At 37.6% G+C, this 18470-nt stretch carries 20 protein-coding genes and 1 riboswitch; of the genes, 5 read left to right on the forward strand and 15 right to left on the reverse strand.

All coding sequences use genetic code 11. The features are described from left to right. Positions 1–11: 11 nt before the first annotated feature. The 3 genes from AKG34_RS14450 to AKG34_RS14460 all read right to left on the reverse strand — a co-directional run bounded on the left by AKG34_RS14450 (position 12) and on the right by AKG34_RS14460 (position 1927). Positions 12–980 carry an HD-GYP domain-containing protein gene (locus AKG34_RS14450; protein WP_053346713.1) on the reverse strand — a complete coding sequence of 323 codons (969 nt, stop codon included), beginning with the start codon at positions 978–980 and terminating at the stop codon, positions 12–14. A gap of 84 nt (positions 981–1064) precedes the next feature. Beyond that, positions 1065–1250, reverse strand: coding sequence for a zinc-finger domain-containing protein (locus tag AKG34_RS14455; protein WP_053346714.1), 186 nt, complete (start codon positions 1248–1250; stop codon positions 1065–1067). 5 nt (positions 1251–1255) lie between these two features. Further along, positions 1256–1927: a reverse transcriptase-like protein gene (locus tag AKG34_RS14460; RefSeq protein ID WP_309446286.1), complete on the reverse strand. Its 672-nt coding sequence runs from the start codon at positions 1925–1927 to the stop codon at positions 1256–1258. Between the two features lie 261 nt (positions 1928–2188). On the opposite strand from AKG34_RS14460, the gene AKG34_RS14465 reads away from it, so the two are divergent. Beyond that, complete coding sequence (locus tag AKG34_RS14465) at positions 2189–2602, forward strand: reverse transcriptase-like protein (RefSeq protein ID WP_053346715.1); 414 nt, start codon at positions 2189–2191, stop codon at positions 2600–2602. Next, entirely contained in the window at positions 2586–3497 is a 912-nt protein-coding gene (locus tag AKG34_RS14470) for a DMT family transporter (protein WP_053346716.1), read from the forward strand. Before AKG34_RS14465 ends, AKG34_RS14470 begins: the two co-directional genes overlap by 17 nt. A gap of 46 nt (positions 3498–3543) precedes the next feature. Here AKG34_RS14470 and AKG34_RS14475 read toward each other — a convergent pair whose 3' ends face one another. From AKG34_RS14475 to AKG34_RS14520, 11 genes are all read right to left on the reverse strand, one after another. Then, positions 3544–3825, reverse strand: a complete 282-nt coding sequence (locus AKG34_RS14475; protein WP_176527531.1) for a DUF6123 family protein — start codon at positions 3823–3825, stop codon at positions 3544–3546. A gap of 121 nt (positions 3826–3946) precedes the next feature. Then, positions 3947–4822, reverse strand: a complete 876-nt coding sequence (locus AKG34_RS14480; RefSeq protein WP_053346718.1) for a 5'-3' exonuclease — start codon at positions 4820–4822, stop codon at positions 3947–3949. Between the two features lie 86 nt (positions 4823–4908). Beyond that, positions 4909–5736: a sulfurtransferase gene (locus AKG34_RS14485; protein ID WP_053346719.1), complete on the reverse strand. Its 828-nt coding sequence runs from the start codon at positions 5734–5736 to the stop codon at positions 4909–4911. After that, the gene (locus tag AKG34_RS14490; protein WP_053346720.1) at positions 5737–6507 is read right to left on the reverse strand and encodes a DNA polymerase beta superfamily protein; all 771 of its coding nucleotides are present in this window, start codon (positions 6505–6507) and stop codon (positions 5737–5739) included. Positions 6508–6525: 18 nt separating this feature from the next. After that, positions 6526–10236, reverse strand: a complete 3711-nt coding sequence (locus tag AKG34_RS14495; RefSeq protein ID WP_053346721.1) for a dynamin family protein — start codon at positions 10234–10236, stop codon at positions 6526–6528. A gap of 207 nt (positions 10237–10443) precedes the next feature. Continuing rightward, entirely contained in the window at positions 10444–10602 is a 159-nt protein-coding gene (locus tag AKG34_RS28340) for a hypothetical protein (RefSeq protein WP_157443918.1), read from the reverse strand. 142 nt (positions 10603–10744) lie between these two features. Then, on the reverse strand, positions 10745–11275 hold the full coding sequence (locus tag AKG34_RS14500) for an isoprenylcysteine carboxyl methyltransferase family protein (RefSeq protein ID WP_053346722.1): 531 nt from the start codon (positions 11273–11275) through the stop codon (positions 10745–10747). Next, positions 11275–12363, reverse strand: a complete 1089-nt coding sequence (locus tag AKG34_RS14505; RefSeq protein WP_053346723.1) for a type III polyketide synthase — start codon at positions 12361–12363, stop codon at positions 11275–11277. The genes AKG34_RS14500 and AKG34_RS14505 overlap by 1 nt, the downstream gene beginning before the upstream one ends. Before the next feature lie 375 nt (positions 12364–12738). Continuing rightward, entirely contained in the window at positions 12739–12879 is a 141-nt protein-coding gene (locus AKG34_RS28025) for a hypothetical protein (RefSeq protein ID WP_161804941.1), read from the reverse strand. Between the two features lie 413 nt (positions 12880–13292). Next, a complete protein-coding gene (locus tag AKG34_RS14515; RefSeq protein WP_053346725.1) occupies positions 13293–14606 on the reverse strand; it encodes a nucleobase:cation symporter-2 family protein in 1314 nt (437 codons plus the stop codon). Continuing rightward, entirely contained in the window at positions 14599–15198 is a 600-nt protein-coding gene (locus AKG34_RS14520) for a xanthine phosphoribosyltransferase (protein ID WP_053346726.1), read from the reverse strand. The genes AKG34_RS14515 and AKG34_RS14520 overlap by 8 nt, the downstream gene beginning before the upstream one ends. 162 nt (positions 15199–15360) lie before the next feature. Next, positions 15361–15462, reverse strand: a riboswitch (purine riboswitch). 373 nt (positions 15463–15835) lie between these two features. Between AKG34_RS14520 and AKG34_RS14525 the strand changes: the two genes are divergently transcribed. Genes AKG34_RS14525 through AKG34_RS14535 form a run of 3 tightly spaced genes read left to right on the forward strand, consistent with a single transcriptional unit; the run spans position 15836 to position 18130 of the window. After that, positions 15836–15982, forward strand: coding sequence for a hypothetical protein (locus AKG34_RS14525; protein ID WP_053346727.1), 147 nt, complete (start codon positions 15836–15838; stop codon positions 15980–15982). 16 nt (positions 15983–15998) lie between these two features. Then, on the forward strand, positions 15999–16478 hold the full coding sequence (locus tag AKG34_RS14530; protein WP_053346728.1) for a cytochrome c oxidase subunit II: 480 nt from the start codon (positions 15999–16001) through the stop codon (positions 16476–16478). Next, the gene (locus tag AKG34_RS14535) at positions 16475–18130 is read left to right on the forward strand and encodes a b(o/a)3-type cytochrome-c oxidase subunit 1 (RefSeq protein WP_053346729.1); all 1656 of its coding nucleotides are present in this window, start codon (positions 16475–16477) and stop codon (positions 18128–18130) included. Before AKG34_RS14530 ends, AKG34_RS14535 begins: the two co-directional genes overlap by 4 nt. 152 nt (positions 18131–18282) lie before the next feature. On the opposite strand, the gene AKG34_RS14540 is transcribed toward AKG34_RS14535, so the two are convergent. Continuing rightward, on the reverse strand, positions 18283–18470 hold a 188-nt coding region (locus AKG34_RS14540), incomplete at its 5' end, for a transposase (RefSeq protein ID WP_083450802.1).

Here is an 18470-nt window from a genome sequence, read left to right on the forward strand (position 1 = left end):
GGGCTCTTTCCTCATTTACCTATAATCCGTTCAATCTGCAATTCTTTTTCTAACCTTAAATCTATGATACCTGATTTAGTTTTCATTAAAACTTTAAGAGGCTCGTAAGGATTTATCATGATAATTGTTCCGATTTGTTGATTAGTAAGCATGACTTCTTTCCCAACTAAGGTACCCATTAATTGGTTAATGAATACTAGCAACATTTTCGGATTAAATTTCCCAAAAACATCGCGGTTCATTTGCTCAATCACCTTATAAAATGGCATTGCCTGATGATAAACACGATCTGATGACATAGCATGAAATACATCAGCTATTGCAACGATCTTCGAAAGATAGTAAATATTACTTCCTTTCAATTTATGGGGATAACCTTGCCCATCTTCCCTTTCATGGTGCTGAAGAGCCGTTAAAGCAAGCCCAGGGATACATTTAAGGAGTTCGTATCCATAAATTGTATGGCGTTTTATTTCCTCATACTCTGTCTCAGTCAGTTTCCCCGGTTTCTCTAATAATCTCTCAGGAATCCCCGTTTTACCTACGTCATGCAGAATAGCTGCCAATGTCAGATCTGAAAGACTTTCCTTCGATAAACCAAGCTTTGTTCCCAAATAAGTGGCAATGATTCCTACACCAATATTATGCTTATACGTATATTCATTTTTTGCCTGCATCTCTTTGAACAGGTAATAAATATCAGGGTTCTTTGCAGCCTCCTCGATGATAGGTACAATTTCAGCTTTAATTCCTTCAACAGTTTCAAGCTGAATATTTTCTTCTTTACGGATGTCTTCAAATAAATTTTTAATTTGCTCAGAAGCGCCGTTAATTTTTTCATGAATACTTACGCTGGGTTGTACATGTCGTTTAACTGATTCGCTTTCTTTCCCTTTATTCATTTCTTCCATTATGAAATCAATTTCAGGAATTGTAAGAGGGGAAATCTCATTATTTAGCTTCCCTTTGCTATATTTCATTTCTCTCACACTTTTCTCTATTTTTTACCTACAATACCATATTATTCATTGGTTTTGTGTGAAAATGAAAGCTATTTTCTTTGCCTAAGAACGGTCGTTAAGTTCATTGCCGAGCTGTTTTAATTTCTCACCAACAGTACACTGAGAAATGCAGAATTGGTGAGCATATGAACGACCATATTCTTTTCGAAAATGTTTTTGTAAAAAACATTCATGGCAAAATAAGGAAATTACATCTTCTACTTCTTCATATATTTTTTTCCTGTTCATTTTTGTTACGACTCCTTTAACTCAGCAATTTCCGATTTGCTAAATATGACTTCTCCCTGAAGAGCAAGTGTTGCCAGACGATCGGCTTCCTGGTTCTCTTTCCGTGAAATTGGCTTATAGACCGGGATAATCTTTAATTTTTCTAACTTCGCTTCTATACGGTCCAGCCATTTATTTAAGTTTTCCTCCATACAGGGCCATTCTCCAGAAAGTTGGTTTAATACAACAAGAGAATCACCTTTAAATAAACAGCTTTGGTGGTGGACTCCAAGTTCCTCCATCTGCCTCACTGCTTCATAAAAGGCAGCATACTCTGCTTCATTATTGGATTCAAATTGCTCAAGCCTTAGGTTAGTCCGTATACGCCAGTGTTTTTTCCCTTGTCGATAATATATAGCTGCACCAATTCCGGCTACTCTTTGCTCTTTTTGAAAACCCCCATCAAAAAAAACCGTCACATCCTGAGGTTCCTCCTCTACCTCTGTTAAGAGTTTCTTTAACTCTTTTTTTGTCCAAATTGTATCGAATTCATCCTTGAATTCCACTTCCTTCAAACGTCCCGCCTTTTCAAGATCTTCTGTAATGACTAAGGCAGTACCAGCATCCAACCAATCGGAAACAAAATCGGCAGTTGGTTTTTTTGAAGCATGATATGTCCATTGCATAATTACCTTCAATGATTTCCAGCTCCTTGTCATCTATTCCATGATAAATTTTGTCAATTTTCATACCTATTTTTCGTAATACCATTTATAATATAATGTAAACAATCAAATATTCTTTTAATTATTTCTTTATAGTTCCCATAACAGCCTGAAATTCTCTTGTTGAATTAGAATCTTTTTAATTTCATGATTCACATCTTTCAGTCTTTAATTATTATATGAAACAACTACTAATCATAGCATATGAACAGTGTAAACTCGAGGAGGAACATCATGATTGAAGTGTATATTGATGGAGCCAGTGCGGGCAATCCGGGGCCGAGCGGCGCAGGAATTTTCATTAATAATAACGGTGTAGTCGAGCGTCATTCCATCCCACTTGGAAATATGGAAAATCATGAGGCGGAATACCATGCTTTAATCAAGGCATTGGAGATATGTATATCCAGTCATTATCAAGTCGTTTCTTTTCGGACCGATTCCCAGGCCATCAACCAGGCCATTGAAAAAAGGTTTGCTAAAAAAAAATACGCCACCCTGCTTGATCAAGCACTTAAGTTATCAGACCAGCTTGAGTTATTTTTTGTGAAATGGATTCCAAATCTCGAAAATAAAAGAGCGGATGAGCTAGCACGACGGGCCATTCGTTTAAACAAAGTTGAGGAAAATAATGAAAAAGACAGCTGATGTTTCATTATTGTTTGTTGTATTCATTTGGGGTGTCACATTTGTTATGGTGCAGAATGCCCTTTCTTTTCTTGAACCTTTCACATTTAATGCTATCCGGTTTTTTATGGCCTTTGTTTTCTTGTTTATACCTTACTTATTAACCTTACATAAAAGGGGAAAAACCTGGAACAAGAAATTGTTAATTGCAGGACTTCATATCGGGGTATGGCTTTTCTTGGGTTATGGCTTTCAAACAATAGGCTTGAATTATACCACCCCTGCCAAAACTGGCTTCATAACAGGCTTAAGTGTTGTCATGGTACCAGTTTTTTCTTTGTTGCTATTAAAACTGAGGCTATCACGTAATACAGTAATGGGTGTCGTTGCCGCAACGATTGGGCTTTATTTAATGACTTTCGCCGACCGCTCTAACTTGAATGTTGGTGATTTTCTAGTATTTTTATGTGCGATCAGTTTTGCCATGCAGATTATTACGACTGCTAGGTATGCTAAAACCCTTCCTGCCTTACCGTTAACTCTGATTCAAATTTTCACGGTTTCTTTTTTATCCTTAGGTTCAGCCATATTATTTAATGAAGATTATTCTGTAATCTTTAAGTCGGAAGTCATGTTACAGCCAGAGGTCTGGACCGCCTTATTGGTCACGGCTGCTCTTGCAACGGCATTTGCCTTTTTCGCACAAACCTTCTTCCAGGCTTATACGACACCTACAAGGGTCGCATTAATCTTTTCAATGGAACCGGTTTTTGCGGCGTTTTCCTCATTCATATTGATTGGGGAAAAATTGACTTCTGCTTCAATCATCGGCTGCGTATTCATTTTCCTTGGAATGATTCTCGCTGAGTTGCCATCGAAGAAAAAGAAATCGATAGCAACTCAAGATTTTTCTTAAAAGACTAAATAAAAATAAATCGGACTTCTAAATTACGAAGTCCGATTTATTTTAGCAGTCCCTGCTTTTTTGCAAACGATACCGCTGCACTGCGAGTTTCAATGCCATTTTGTTTTAAGTTTTCTAAAAAGGAAATATAAAAGCTACCATCAAAATTCTTTTGAACTTTCAATGTCAATTCGATTGCTACATTGACTAAAATATCACTGGCGTTTGTATAGCGTTTGCCAAAATAAATAAAACCAATAGCATCATTCCCAAAAGTGAATCCCTTTCCTTCTAAAAAACTCACATACTCTTCAGTTGATTGCCCCACTTCTGCATCCACTCCATAATACTTGCCTTAATTTCATCTTACCGTAAATATAAGATTTTGCCTATCCATTTTTCGACAAAATACTTCCTATAAAAATAAACGGGGTTCCCAAGGGAACCCCGCTTCATTTATTTTACAGCATTCGCAGTAAAGTCCTAAATTCATGGTCTCTAGCCAGATTTTTCACTTTTTCACGGTCATACTGATACACCGCTTCATCTAAGGAGCATGAAACAGGTACGTCACACTTGATTTCGGCAAGTTTTCTCGATAGGTGAAGCATATCGACAGCCGATTCAATCTTAGATCGCTGCCCCTTGGTTAATGAAGCAACATTTTCAAGAATACCTTCTATATTTTGATACTGAATCAACAATTTCAAAGCTGTCTTTTCCCCAATTCCTTTGACGCCGGGGTAGTTATCAGCTGTATCTCCCATTAAAGCCTTTAAATCAATCATTTGTCTTGGTGTAATCCCTTTCCATTCAAAAAAGCTATCGGGATTATGCACTTCATAATTACCATACCCTTTTCTCAATAAAAGTACAGAAATGTTTTCTTCAATTAACTGAAGCATATCTTGATCTCCTGTCAATATGCCTACTCGACTATGTTCAGCAGATGCTTTTGCTATTGTCCCAATACAATCATCAGCTTCGTATCCGGAAAGCCCAATGTTCGGGATATCAAAGGCTTCAACAGCTTTTTTTGCTAAATCGAATTGAGGAATCATTTCAACGGGTGCTTCTGAACGATTAGCCTTGTATCCATCAAATAGTTCATTGCGGAAAGTTTTGCTTCCCATATCCCAACATACTGCTACATGACTAGGAGAAAAATGATTCACCGCTGTCAGCATATGCTTTAAGAAACCCTGTACGGCATTTGTTGGAATACCTTTTGAGTTAATCATAAATTGACCTGTAACGGCTGTTGCATAAAAAGCTCTAAATAAAAGCGCCATCCCGTCGACAAGCATAAAGGAAGGATGCTGTTCGTTTTCTTTCATTAACACATTTATCACCTCTATCATGATGTATATCTATTTTAACATAGCTGTCCACCTTTTTGAGGATCGTTAATTGGAAAACCTAATCATTCAATAGGATTATCAGAATAGGAAATCCAGTCACTAAAACTACCGACATATACCTTCACATCTTTAAAACCAGCTTCTTTTAAGGCTATATAATTGGGAGAAGCCGTCACACCTGATCCACAGTAAACGATAATCTCCTTATCTCGGCTGATTTCTGTGAAACTTAACTGAAGTTCTTCCGATTTTTTAAAATATCCATTTTCAAGAACCTTTGTCCATACCTTGTTAACTGCCCCAGGTATATGTCCGGCTTTTTTATCAATCGGCTCTTCAATCCCTTGGTACCGTTTAGACTCCCTTGAATCAATTAAAACAACATCATTAGGCCTATTTACTGTATATTCCTTCACTTTTTGATAAGAAGCCAAAACAGATTCATTTAAATCTATATTATAATGGGTTGAAGCATATTTCGACTGATTCGTTTCGAGCGGATAGCCCGCATCCTTCCATGCCCTAAAGCCGCCGTTAAGTACAAACACTTTCTGATGACCAAGATAGCTCAGCAGCCAGACAAACCTAGAAGCAAAGGAACCTTCTCCCCCGTCATAAGCAATAAGTACCGTATCATTGGTAATACCATTTGATTCAAGCCTCTCTTTTAATGTATTAAGGTCAGGAAGAGGATGTCTTCCACCATGCTTTTCAACCCGTCCGGATAAATCTTTTTCAAGATCAAAATAGACAGCACCCGTAATATGTTCTTTCTCGTATTCAATATAACCCACATCAGGGGCTCCTAGCTGAAAACGACAGTCACAGATTCTAATATCTCTAGAATTCAACAGCGACAACAGCTCTTCTTTTTCCATTATATAACCCATCTACACATCTCCCTCTTTCAAAATGGACCAAATTAATTGATTAAGATCCTGTTCCATGTGCTTCCCTATAGGAAGCTTAGTTATTTCATTCTTTATGGAAGGTAATTTCCCTTCCAAAAACTCAAGACTTTTTATACTTTCATGTTTTGAAAATTCTTCTTTTTGTTTTGCTGTAAATATTCGCGTCATTCTGCTTTTCATTTCCTTATCAATTAATACGGAATCGAGTAATTCCCAAACGCATAAAGGTGGAAGGGCTCTAAACAGGATTAAATATTGCAGTACTAAATAGGAACGATAAACTTGTACCCATGTTTTCAGCACTTTTTTTTCGGAACTACTTGTTTTTGTCAATTGCTGAAGATTGCCTGTCATCATCCGGTAGTAATGATGTACTAGAGCCTTTTTGGAATAGCATTCTTCGATTAACCCCTTCATCACCCGACAATAATCCGGTTGAACAATCAGTTGGATGGGTGACTGAAATAATTCAAATAGTGCGGGATTGCTCTTTAACGTTAGCCGTGATGTTTTAAATAGATCCCAGCCTTCCACGTCACAAAAGCCTTCATTCAATTGAATCACTTCGTCGGGTTGACTAAGTGAGAGATAGGATCGCCTATCATTATGAACATATATAAACCGGACATCAATATCTGAATTGGCTGATGATAAACCAAAAGAATGGCTGCCAGTTACAGCAGCCATTAATATTGTGATATTCTTTTTCTTTTCTAGGTTTCTCAAAATTGAAATAAGGTTTTCTTTCATAAACGAACCTCGTTTCTATTACAAATGCATTTTTTCCAATTCAATTACAGCCTTTTCATAATACGGTAAATCAACCTTTTCTTCTAAGGCTGCACGTAAGCCTGCGAAAATATCCGATATTTCCGTTTTATATTCTTTTTGAATGGAAAGTAACTCTTGATCAAGAATTTCCGTATACATTTCGAATATTCTCCCACCTTGCTCTTTTACATATATAAGGGCAGGTTCATCCAAACGCTGCTGAAGTCCCTCGCTCATTTTCACTTTCTCATTTTTTTCAAAGAAAGCCTTTGGATTTTTAAACAGCGCCAATTCTTTTTTGAATTCACTCGTGTCTAATTGGACAAAAGCACCCGAAAATTCAAGGGAATCCCTCTCATTTGGTTCATATGGCTGTAACGAAAGAGTTTTTCTTACTTTCTGTATCTGCTGAAGCAATCCGACTTGTTTCTCATTCAATAATTTATTGACGAACATTTCAGTCCTTAACGCCGTAGCACGCATTTCCTGTGCAAGGTCAAAGCCTAGTGCTTCTAATAAATTCTTTAATGCTTGTTTAAGGACCAGCTTCAGATCCTGCCCATCGTCTTTAATGACAGCCGGATTGAAAGATTCCTTGAAGAAATCATTAAACCGGAAAAATACGCGTTGTTTACTATAGAAAGTCAATTCATCAATCTCTTTTTTCAATCGTTGTTTTTCGGCGTCTCCTCTAATGACTTCCAGAAGACCAGAAATAGACTGCGCCTCAAGAGCGAGAGTCTCGAGCGCTTTTTGTTTCGCTTTTTCATCCTGCTTGGACGCTGTAATAACATCTCGAAGCAGTTCTTCTGTTCTTTTTACAGCAGCCTGCGCTGATTCAATTGCCAGTCCTGTTAAGTCGTTCTCGATGAAAGAATCAAATTGTAATTGGAATTCCGAAATTCCACTATTAGGAAGGAAAGAGTGCATAAATGAACCTGGAATTTGTTTTTCTATTAATGCTCCCTTACTTGTAAGCGGGAACAGCTTTGGAAAACGGATTCCGAATCCATTTAATTGATCTTTCACATAATCCATAACTTCGTCCAGTTCGTCAGTAGTTTGAGCAAGATCGACCGCATTGACTATAAAGAACATCTTATCCATAGCAAAGGAATCTTTCACTCGCCCAAGTTGGATTAGGAACTCCCGATCTGCCCGAGAGAATGGGTGATTATAATAGGTCACAAAAAGAATGGCATCAGAATTCTTAATATATTCGAAAGCAGCACCAGTATGCCGAGCATTTATTGAATCCGCTCCAGGAGTGTCAACAAGTACCATTCCCTGCTTTGTCATTTCACAGTCATAACGCAATTCAATCAAATCAACGAGACACGATTTGGACTCTTCGGCAGCAAAACGTTTAAACCCTTCAAGGTCCACTGTGATGACCTTTCCTAAATCACTTTTGTGAGGAGGCAATCCTTGATAAAAAGCCCTCAGGAAAGATAGATGCGTTTTCCCTTTATCCACTTCACCTGCTGTTTCAATGATCTGTCCGGCAAGATGGTGAGCCTCATCGAGTGATTTTGCTGTCTTACCAAAAGCAACTAAAGCTAAGGTTACATCTTCTAGCAGCATAGCTTCGGTTTTTAATTTAACTGTTGCCGTACCATGTGGATGCTCAGCATCAGATGACATGATTTTGTTAATGGCAGCAGTAGTAGGATTTGGCGAAACAGGAAGAACGCTTTCTCCCATTAACGCATTTGCAAATGAAGATTTGCCTGCACTAAATGCACCGAATAGCGCAACCGTGAAAGTCTGCTTTTCTAGTCGGTTTGCCTTATCTGTTAATTCTTTATAAAGTGATTGAAAACCTTTCAAAGGTTGAATTAGTTTGGCTGCCTGCTGTAAATTTGATGCAGTCTCCATTAACTTTTCCTTCCCACGTAAATCTATCGTATTAGATAATGGAACGCCTACAGTTGATTCTGCTACCTTTGTTTCGATTTCAAGATCCGCCGCATGTAGTTCGTTTGCCTGCTTAGCCCTATTGTCATCATTCGTGTTCATAATTTTGACTGTAATATTTTTTTCTTCTTCATCCCATTCAGTCAAAAGTGTCTCGACATAACGCTCATCCATTAGCGATACCGTTTGATTAGCAATACCCTCTAATTGTTCTGTTTGGGACTCGATTTCTGCATTCATCGCTGCGGTAACTTTGAGGGCTTCCGCAAATTCAGCAAAACCTTCAAGTTCATTATCGATGGATATCGTCTGTTGCTCCACTATACCCTGCATGACAGCAATCATGCTGTGCAAAAATTCTTCAGCTTCATCACGTGCCTTTTTTTTGATAGAAGAGGCCAAATCATTTGTATAGTTTAAAACGTATTCACCTGTAATATTGACTTGGGGCTTTAAAGAATTTTTTATGTAAGCTTCTGTCACCTCGATGTGTAGGGCCTGAGCTTTACTTTCAAGCGTTGGGTCATGGACTTCAGCTTCAGTAAGGGTTTTAACCGCTAACTCTTTAAGATGCCATTCAAGCTGGGTTTTGACCTTCTCTTGTAAATCTGCCAAGAATACGTTAAGACGCTCCTCGCGCTCGGCCTCCGTTTTTTTCTTGGCAAATAATAGCCCCATTTTAAAATCGGGCTGTGCTGATTCCAAGAATGATTTACCTAGGTCCCGTGTAGCCGCCGGCATGATGTAAGCACTTTTCAAAATGGTTTCTAAATCTTTGGCAAATTGCACCTTTACATTCTCTAAACGTTCTGTTAATGATTTTTTTCCCTTTATAAGGCTGTCCACTTTATTTGTTAGGTCGATTCGCTCTTCATATGGAAGTTCTGATAAAACTTCAAATTCACTGGCATGATCCTCTTCATACTGTTCCTTCAGCCAAATAAGGTGTCTTTCGATTAGGGCCTTTGCCGATTGCATTATGGCATCTTTCCCATCATTTTGACCTTTCTCTGCCATTTCATATATAAATTGACGAACGGTTTCGATTTCATTCTCGCTATTGTTCAAGTCTCTGACTGATGTATAAAATATTCCATCAGGGTATACATTCCAGTTTGCAAATGCTTCAGAAACAGATAATTTAAAATCTTGGAAGCTGAGCTCATTTTCATCATGTTTATCAATCATATTGATAATTAAATATGTTGGTTTTTCCGCTTCTAACAATTCTTTAGTAAAAAGAAAGTTCACTTCTGATTGAACATGATTATAATCCATAACATAGAAGACTACATCAGCAAGATGCAAGGCCGATTCAGTAGAAACTCTATGTGCATCATCTGTCGAATCAATCCCTGGCGTATCCATGATGGCACATGACTCTGGCAGTGAAAACTGATTGGAGCTTATTGTTATTGCCGATACTGAATCACCATCTTTAGCAAATTTCTTTACCTCTTTAAAATCATAAGGTGCGGGAAATACAACCGGTGCCTGATGATGATAAAAGACTTTGGCATAGTCCTCCCCTTTTTGAACCTTAACCGTATTGGCACTCGTTGGAATCGGACTTGAAGGCAATACTTGATCATCTAGGAAGAAGTTGATCATGCTTGATTTCCCCGCTGAAAAATGCCCGCAAAAAGCAATGATAAATTCCTCATTTTTTACTTTCATGATTAGCTGTTTCAGTTTATCAGCATTGCTTGTATCTCCTGCTGATTGAAATTTCTCATACATGGCAGTCAAAATCCCCAATTTAGACTGTTGCTTTAACGTTTCTTGAATCATGAATCCATACCCCTTAATCTATCGTCATTTTAATAATCTTATTGTAAACGATTTCGATTGTTATTCATACCGAAAGCTTTTAGTTTTACTATATGAATTCTTACAAAACGTGTTCAGAAAACAAAAAAATCCACCGATTGGTGGGTTCCACTTTGTTTGTTTACAACTTCGTAATTACTTTCTGATTGCATAAAAAAACCAGGTAATTTACCTGGTTGTAGGAGATGGGTTATATGTAGCTCGGTTTTCAATTGTTGACTCCGTATAAGCTTTTACTGCCTTTGCCGGTTTTTGAATATTACTTAATACATGTTTCATCACAAAACTATATGTAGCGATTGTCAATAAAATGAATAACCAGACCATTACGAACACCATCCTCTTTTATATTGGGTAGCTTTTAAGTTTCAAAAATATTTATCAGTAAGTGAATGAGAATAATTTTCATCTTCAATTAGAATCTTATCACGAACGATAATCATTTTCAATAAGAAAAATGAAACTTTTATTATTTTTGCTTAAAAACTGTAGAATATTCTGTGTGTGTTTTTAAAGCCTTCTCTTCCAAGGGGATTCTCACCGCCATCATCCAGGCGTTCAACAAACTAAAAATAATAGCTGTATAATAAGCATTGAATAATAAGGAAATGACGATAATCTCCGTTGCTACAATGAGATAGTTAGGATGTTTGAAGTATTTATAAGGGCCTTTAACTACAACTTCGGCATTTGGCACCACTATGATTTTCGTATTCCAATGTTTTCCTAGTGAACTGATTACCCAAACCCTGCCTGACTGAGCAATGAGAAAAAGAGTCAACCAGATCGGCCAAAGCGTAGCAATTTTCCTTTCATAGACCATTACCTCGATAGTGAGTACAATAAAAAAACTCAGGTGCATCAGAACCATCCACCGATAATGGGACTCACCGAACTCAACAGCCCCCTCCATTTTCAACTGCTTTTCGTTTTGTTTTGCAAGATATAATTCAACAAGACGCTGAATAGCAATCAGCGCAATAAAAATGGTGAAAATCATCATTTCCACCTCATTAACACTAGTTCTGAAGAAAACCCTGGCCCCAATGCAGCTGCCAAGCCATATTCACCTATATTCCCGCCACGAATCATGAATCTTTCTAGTACATACAAAATCGTAGCCGAAGACATATTTCCGAACTCCCTCAATATACCCATTGACTCTGCTGTCATGCTTTCATTAAATCCCAGAGCTTCGTGATAGGCATCGATTACTTTTTTTCCGCCTGGATGCGCTATAAAATCTTTCACATCCCCCAGCATCAATCCATTCTCCACTAAAAAAGATTCCACGTTAGGTTTAAGCCAATCTTTGATAATGGTTGGAATATCTTTTGAAAAAACCACGTACAACCCTTGATCTTTAACTTCCCACCCCATTACATCCAACGAATTTGGCATAAGCGTTGATTGTGAATCTAAAAATTTTAAATGCTGATCTTTTTTCGAGAACTTTTCAGCTGACACTTCATCACCACAAATTAAAACGCAGCTAATTCCATCAGAAAATAAGGATGTTCCAATTAAATTGCTCTTGGAAATATCGTTTCTTTGAAAGGTTAAGCTACACAATTCCACACTTAATACTATGACCTTTGCTTTCGGATATGCTTTACAATATTCAAAAGCACGCGTTAGCCCACTCGCTCCCCCCGCACACCCTAGCCCCCATATGGGAATTCTTTTTGTATGTGGGTTAAAAGGAAGTTCATTCATTATTCTTGCATCAATGGTAGGAGTAGCCATCCCTGTACTTGATATATAAAAGAAGGCATCAAGCTCACTTGGCTGCAGTTTATCTTTTAAAAATTCAGTGTTAGCTAAACATTTTTCAATTGCTTCTTTACCAAACTCGACTGCTTGTTTAATATATATATCATTCTTTTCCGCAAACGTATGTTCCTCTCTGAACCAATCAAGATCATTTGAAAAATAACGATTTTCGACTTGGCCATTTTTAAATGCCCGCAATAATCGTTCAATATTCTTAAAAGAGGAACCAAAGATTTCCCTGGAAAATTCCATGATCTTTTCCTGTGAAAGTAAATAAGGAAGTTTTATATGAGATGCGGATAATAAATATGGCATGAACCCACCCCTTAATATACATGATATGGTTAATATACCCACAATAACCCATTTAATGCTTTAACGATAAATAGTGATATATATATGTTTTTTATAAATATTTTGTTTTTTTCATTTTATAAAATAGGTAAAAAAAACTATATATTTGATAAGATATTCAAAACCTTCTCTTTTTTCTAATCAGCCTTCGAACAGGAAACCATCAGCGTGCGAATTGGCATGACAGTTGATTTCCGAGGAAGGTTTTTCATTGAGGAACTAGTGGATGCATGAGTAAAATAGTCGAGCCATGTTTGGTATCCCTCTAGAAGGAGAAATGCTTGACTCATTTGCACTGAGCTTGGCAATATGCTAGCTGTTAATATAGCAGCATCCTTAATTATGGATATTACCCCTCCAACCGTTCTTGTCGGTCAAATATACGGCTTTAATCAAGTAATCATTTTCCCGATTATACTGAATGGGACCCATAAGATTCATTTTTATCTTGATGATTGAAATGTAGTTTTTAAACATAAAACCCCCCTTACCTTCACAAGCGGTAAGGGGGGCCTTCATTCTTCCTTCTTTATTGAGGATTGGTTTTGTACTTGTATAATGATATTTTGAAATTCCTCTTTTCCGCACACACGGCATCTAAATTCCTGATTTAATATAGTTCGACAATGAATACAATATTTTTTTTCCATCTCTATCACTTACTTTCTTGTATAGATACTATCAATATATTCAAAAAGTGAAGAGAGTTTCCTTTTATCTGTTAAATCTTTTTTTCATTATAATTAGAATTCTCTGGAGGGCTTTCTTTCAATCCGGTAATGTTTTAATAACCAATCAGAATAAAAAAATACTGCCTCAAACGCAAAAATATCTGTGCGTTTGAGGCAGTTTACTCTAAGGTATAAATCTATCAGCTTTTTCGAAACTATTTAGGCTACTTTCCGTCCTTCGATACGTGCTTCTTTCACTTTCCCGTTTGCAGGAACGATATTGAAAACAATATTCAAGAAAATAGCAGTCAAACTTCCTGCCACAATTCCGTTATCCGTTAAAATTTGGATACTTTCTGGAATTTGAGCAAATAGCTCAGGAACAACCGTTACCCCAAGTCCCATACCTACTGAACATGCGATAATCAATAAATTTTCTTGGGAAGCAAAGTCTACTTTGCTTAACATTTTAATTCCTGCTGCAATAACCATTCCGAACATGGCTACCATTGCTCCGCCTAATACAGATGAAGGAATAATGGTTGTGAACGCACCAATTTTAGGAACAAATCCTATCAAAATAAGCATGCCAGCTGCTGTATATATGACATTTCTTGTCTTAATACCGGACAATTGAATAAGACCGACATTTTGTGAAAATGCCGTATAAGGAAATGCATTAAACAAACCGCCTAGCATGATCGCAATCCCCTCAGAACGATATCCACGTGCTAGGTCATCTTCTGAAATCTCTTTATCTGTAATTTCCCCTAATGCATAATAAACACCTGTTGATTCCACTAAGCTAACTATTGCCACCAATGTCATTGTAATAATAGCTGTAATGTTAAATGTCGGAGTTCCAAAGTAGAAAAAATGAGGTAAATGCAACCAAGTAGCACTTGCTACTGAGCTAAAATCCACTTTACCCAGGAAGAAAGCTACAAATGTTCCGACTAGTAAACCTAATAAAATAGAAATAGAACGAACAAATCCCGTTGAGAATTTATACATAAAAATGATAAATAACAATGTTCCAAAACCAAGACCCACATTATTCAAGGCACCGAAATCAGCTGCACCTTGGCCGCCCCCCAGATTGTTAATCGCAACTGGAATGAGAGTGATTCCGATAATCATAACTACTGATCCTGTAACAACAGGAGGGAAAAATCTTGCCAACTTACCAAAAAACTTACTTATTATAACCACAATCAATCCTGAGACCAAAATGGCTCCATAAATGGTAGTGACTCCATATTGGGTACCAACCGCAATCATTGGGCTAACTGCTGTGAATGTGCAGCCAAGAACGACTGGCAGCCCAATTCCAAAGAATTTATTTTTCCACACTTGTAATAAGGTTGCTATACCACACATTAAAATATCAATCGATACTAAATAAGTTAACTGAGCTGCCGTTAAACCCAACGCCCCACCGACTATCAGGGGAACAACAATCGCACCTGCATACATCGCAAGTACATGTTGTAATCCTAAAGAAGCAACTTTTATTGGTGATTGGTTAGACATTTACTGTTGCCCCTTCCTGTTCCTCAGCGAATGTTATCTCGCCGAATTTCAACTTTGCGATTCGAGCTAGAGATTCCACCTGGAAGCCTTGTTCTCTGAGATCCTTTCCACCACTTTGGAAAGCTTTCTCAATTACAATCCCAATACCAGCCACTTCTGCTCCAACTTGGTTACAAATATCCGCCAAACCTCGGGCTGCTTGACCAACTGCAAGAAAGTCATCGATGATCAATACCTTATCTCCTGCTTCAATATATTTATCGGACACCGTAATTGTATTCGTTTCTTGTTTAGTATAGGAATGAACAGTTGCTGTCACTAAACCTTCAGTCAAAGTCAGTGATTTACGTTTACGTGCAAAAATTAGCGGAACTTCTAATTCTAAGGCCGCCATCAGTCCAGGTCCAATCCCTGAAGATTCAATCGTCAGTACTTTTGTTATTTCCTTCTGTTCAAAACGTTTCACAAATTCCTTACCGATTTCTTTCATCAGGATAGGATCCATTTGGTGGTTTAAGAATGAATCTACTTTTAAAATATCTTCTGATAAAGCTTGACCCTCGGACAAGATTTTTTCCTTTAAAAGTTGCATGAAGGTTCCTCCCAATCTTGGATGTTTATTTAACCCATAGTCATGCAGATGTTTCCCGACAAATAAAAAGCCCAAGAAACATTGCAGCACTTTTTTTAGAGTGAGGCAATATTTCTCGGGCCTAAATGAAAAAGGACTCAACAAAACCCTTTCATTGTGCGACAAGATCTATTACTCACCCATAGTCGAATTATTTACGGTAATTCGGTAGAAACTTGCAGGCCATATCCCTGCTATTATACGAGTGAAACTTTATATTTTTGTAATATATGAATTATAACAACGCTTTCTCTATTTGAAAAGGTATTTTTAACAAAAACCGAACTTTCACTTTAAAAAATAAATGATCATTCGTATTTTTAGAAAATTTAGAAATTGACTATCGTTTCATAGGATTTTTTCCTACCATCTATGTGTGAAAAAATCCAGACTATATAATCTTCACAATTTTTTCACAACTTGATACACAATCAAAAGCAAATTTTTATACTTACTTCAACTTTACACTATATCGAACTTATAAAAGTAACGATTGAACAAATTGTGAAAAGAGAAAAAGTGGATTCTAATTTACCATTACTTTTGTATGATGAACATGTACTCATGTCTTTTAGGGAATTAGAAAGGAGTGAAAACGATGGCCGTACCTAAACTTAAGAACAAATCACAAACAAAAGAGACTTCTAATTTAAAAGGTACACTTGCTTCTGTTTTAATACTAGGAATTATTCTAATTATTGTATGGGTCAGCATCTATTTTATTTTTGTAAATCGTTTAGGCTAATTGAGGAGGAGAAATAATGCACATGCACAAGTTTGAAAAGGTTTGGTTGATTTTCGGTACAGTAGCCCTGCTAGTATTCTTGACAGTGCTTGGGGTTAGTGCTTTCTATCTAGGGAATCAACCTCCCAGCTGTTTAGTTACAATTGATCCTGAAAAAGTGGAGGTCACTGCTCCATTTAATGCCCCTGGCCTATATGAAGTCACAGGAAAAGATTGGGACTATGAATTAGTGTTTGTAGCTTCTGCCTTTTCGTACAGTCCTGCAAAAGTGGAGATCCCTAAAGGTTCAACTGTCAAGGTTATCGCAACATCAAAGGATGTTATCCATGGCTTTGAGATAGCTGGGACTAACGTTAATATGATGCTTGAACCTGGATTCGTCAGTGAATATACCACTAGATTTAATAATGAAGGAGAAAATTTGATTATTTGCAATGAATATTGCGGGGTTGGTCACCACATGATGAGCTCCCGTATCGAGGTGGTTTCAAAATGAAAAAAACGGCTGAAAATGAAAAAGTTCACCCACTGGATGCAAAACTATCCATGGCTCATTTCTATGTAGCCATTATTGCTTTAGCACTTGGAGGATTTGCAGGATTACTTCAAACTTTGGTTCGCTCAGGCAGAATGGAATTACCTGCCGGTATAACGTATTATCAATTACTTACGGTTCACGGAGTTTTACTTGCTCTGGTGCTAACAACTTTCTTTATCATAGGATTTCAGCTATCAGCAGTTAGTAAAACAATCGGTCCATTGTCCACCCCTTCCAGAATTACAGGCTGGATTGGTTTTTGGACAATGACACTCGGCACTGTTATGGCCGCTGTTATGGTTTTATTAAATGAAGCATCTGTCCTTTATACTTTTTATGCACCTCTTCAAGCGCATCCTATTTTCTATGGTGGCTTAACACTTGTGATCGTTGGCAGCTGGATTAGTGGTGGAGCCCTTATAGCGGCATACCGCAAGTGGAAGAAAAACAATCGCGGCCAAGCAAGCCCCTTATTAAGTTTTATGGCGGTTGTAAATACTCTACTTTGGATTGTTGCTACTATCGGAGTGGCAGCTACCGTGTTATTTCAAATTCTCCCATGGTCATTAGGCTGGGTGGATTCTATTAACGTTTTAGCAAGCCGAACTTTATTTTGGTATTTCGGTCATCCGCTCGTATATTTTTGGTTGCTACCAGCTTATATGTGCTGGTATGTAGTGATTCCTAAAGTCATTTGCGGGAAAATTTTTTCAGATTCATTGGCTCGAATGTCTTTTATTCTTTTCCTGCTTTTCTCTATTCCTGTTGGACTTCATCACCAATTGCTAGAACCCGGTATCGATCCTATCTGGAAGTTTTTACAAGTGATTTTAACCTTCTTAGTCGTTGTTCCATCTTTAATGACTGCCTTTTCTTTATTCGGATCTTTTGAACAATACGGACGTTCTCAGGGTGCCCAAGGGATATTCGGTTGGTTTAAGATGCTTCCTTGGGGAGATGCGCGTTTTACGGTTCCTTTTATCGGAATGGCGGCTTTCATACCAGCAGGTGCCGGAGGATTAGTCAATGCCTCAAACCAATTAAACCAGGTTGTCCATAATACTATTTGGGTTACAGGACATTTTCATTTAACGTTGGCGACTTCCGTAATCCTAACTTTCTTTGGGATTTCATATTGGCTCGTTCCCCATTTAACTGGACGCACCTTAACAAAAAAATTAAATAAATTAGCGATTATTCAAGGGGTCTTTTGGGCAATTGGGATGTCCTTTATGTCTGGGGCTATGCATATCGCTGGATTGCTAGGAGCACCTCGCCGCTCTTCGTACTCCACTTATGGAGATTCCACACAGGCACTTGATTGGATTCCTTATCAAATCGCCCAAGCTGTAGGTGGAACCATACTCTTTATCGGGATTATTTTATATATCATTATTTTTATACAGGTAGCCTTCTTTGCTCCAAAAGGCAACGAAGAGTTCCCTGTTGGTGAAGTTACTGATAAGGCCGAAAAAACGCCACTCATTTTTGAAAATTGGAAATTATGGCTTGGAATAACTGCAGCACTCATTCTCTTTGCGTATACAATTCCGTTTATTGATATTCTCCAAAATGCACCACCGGGATCAAAAGGATTTAAATTATGGTGATCCTACACAATAAAAAAAACCTTGGCAGATTTGCCAAGGTTTCAGTTTGTAGACAAAAGGGGTTCGGAATTATAAAATTCCGAACCCCTTTTGAAATTCTCTTTGAATTTTGGCCCAAGGTTAAGATATTGGGGCTCTACGAGCCCACTCTGTTAGGCCATTTTTGGACCTTTCCATGTCCAATTGGCCATCTTCTTTAAATTAATGGCAGTGAAAGTAAGCATCGCCTGCATCGACAATTTTTTAAGTCCCCTTAAAGTAGTCCAACGCATACCATGCTTTTCTTTTGCATCTGCGAATACACGCTCAATCGTTTCTTTACGTTTCGCATATATAGGTT

Source organism: Peribacillus butanolivorans (assembly GCF_001273755.1).
Lineage (GTDB): Bacteria > Bacillota > Bacilli > Bacillales > DSM-1321 > Peribacillus > Peribacillus butanolivorans.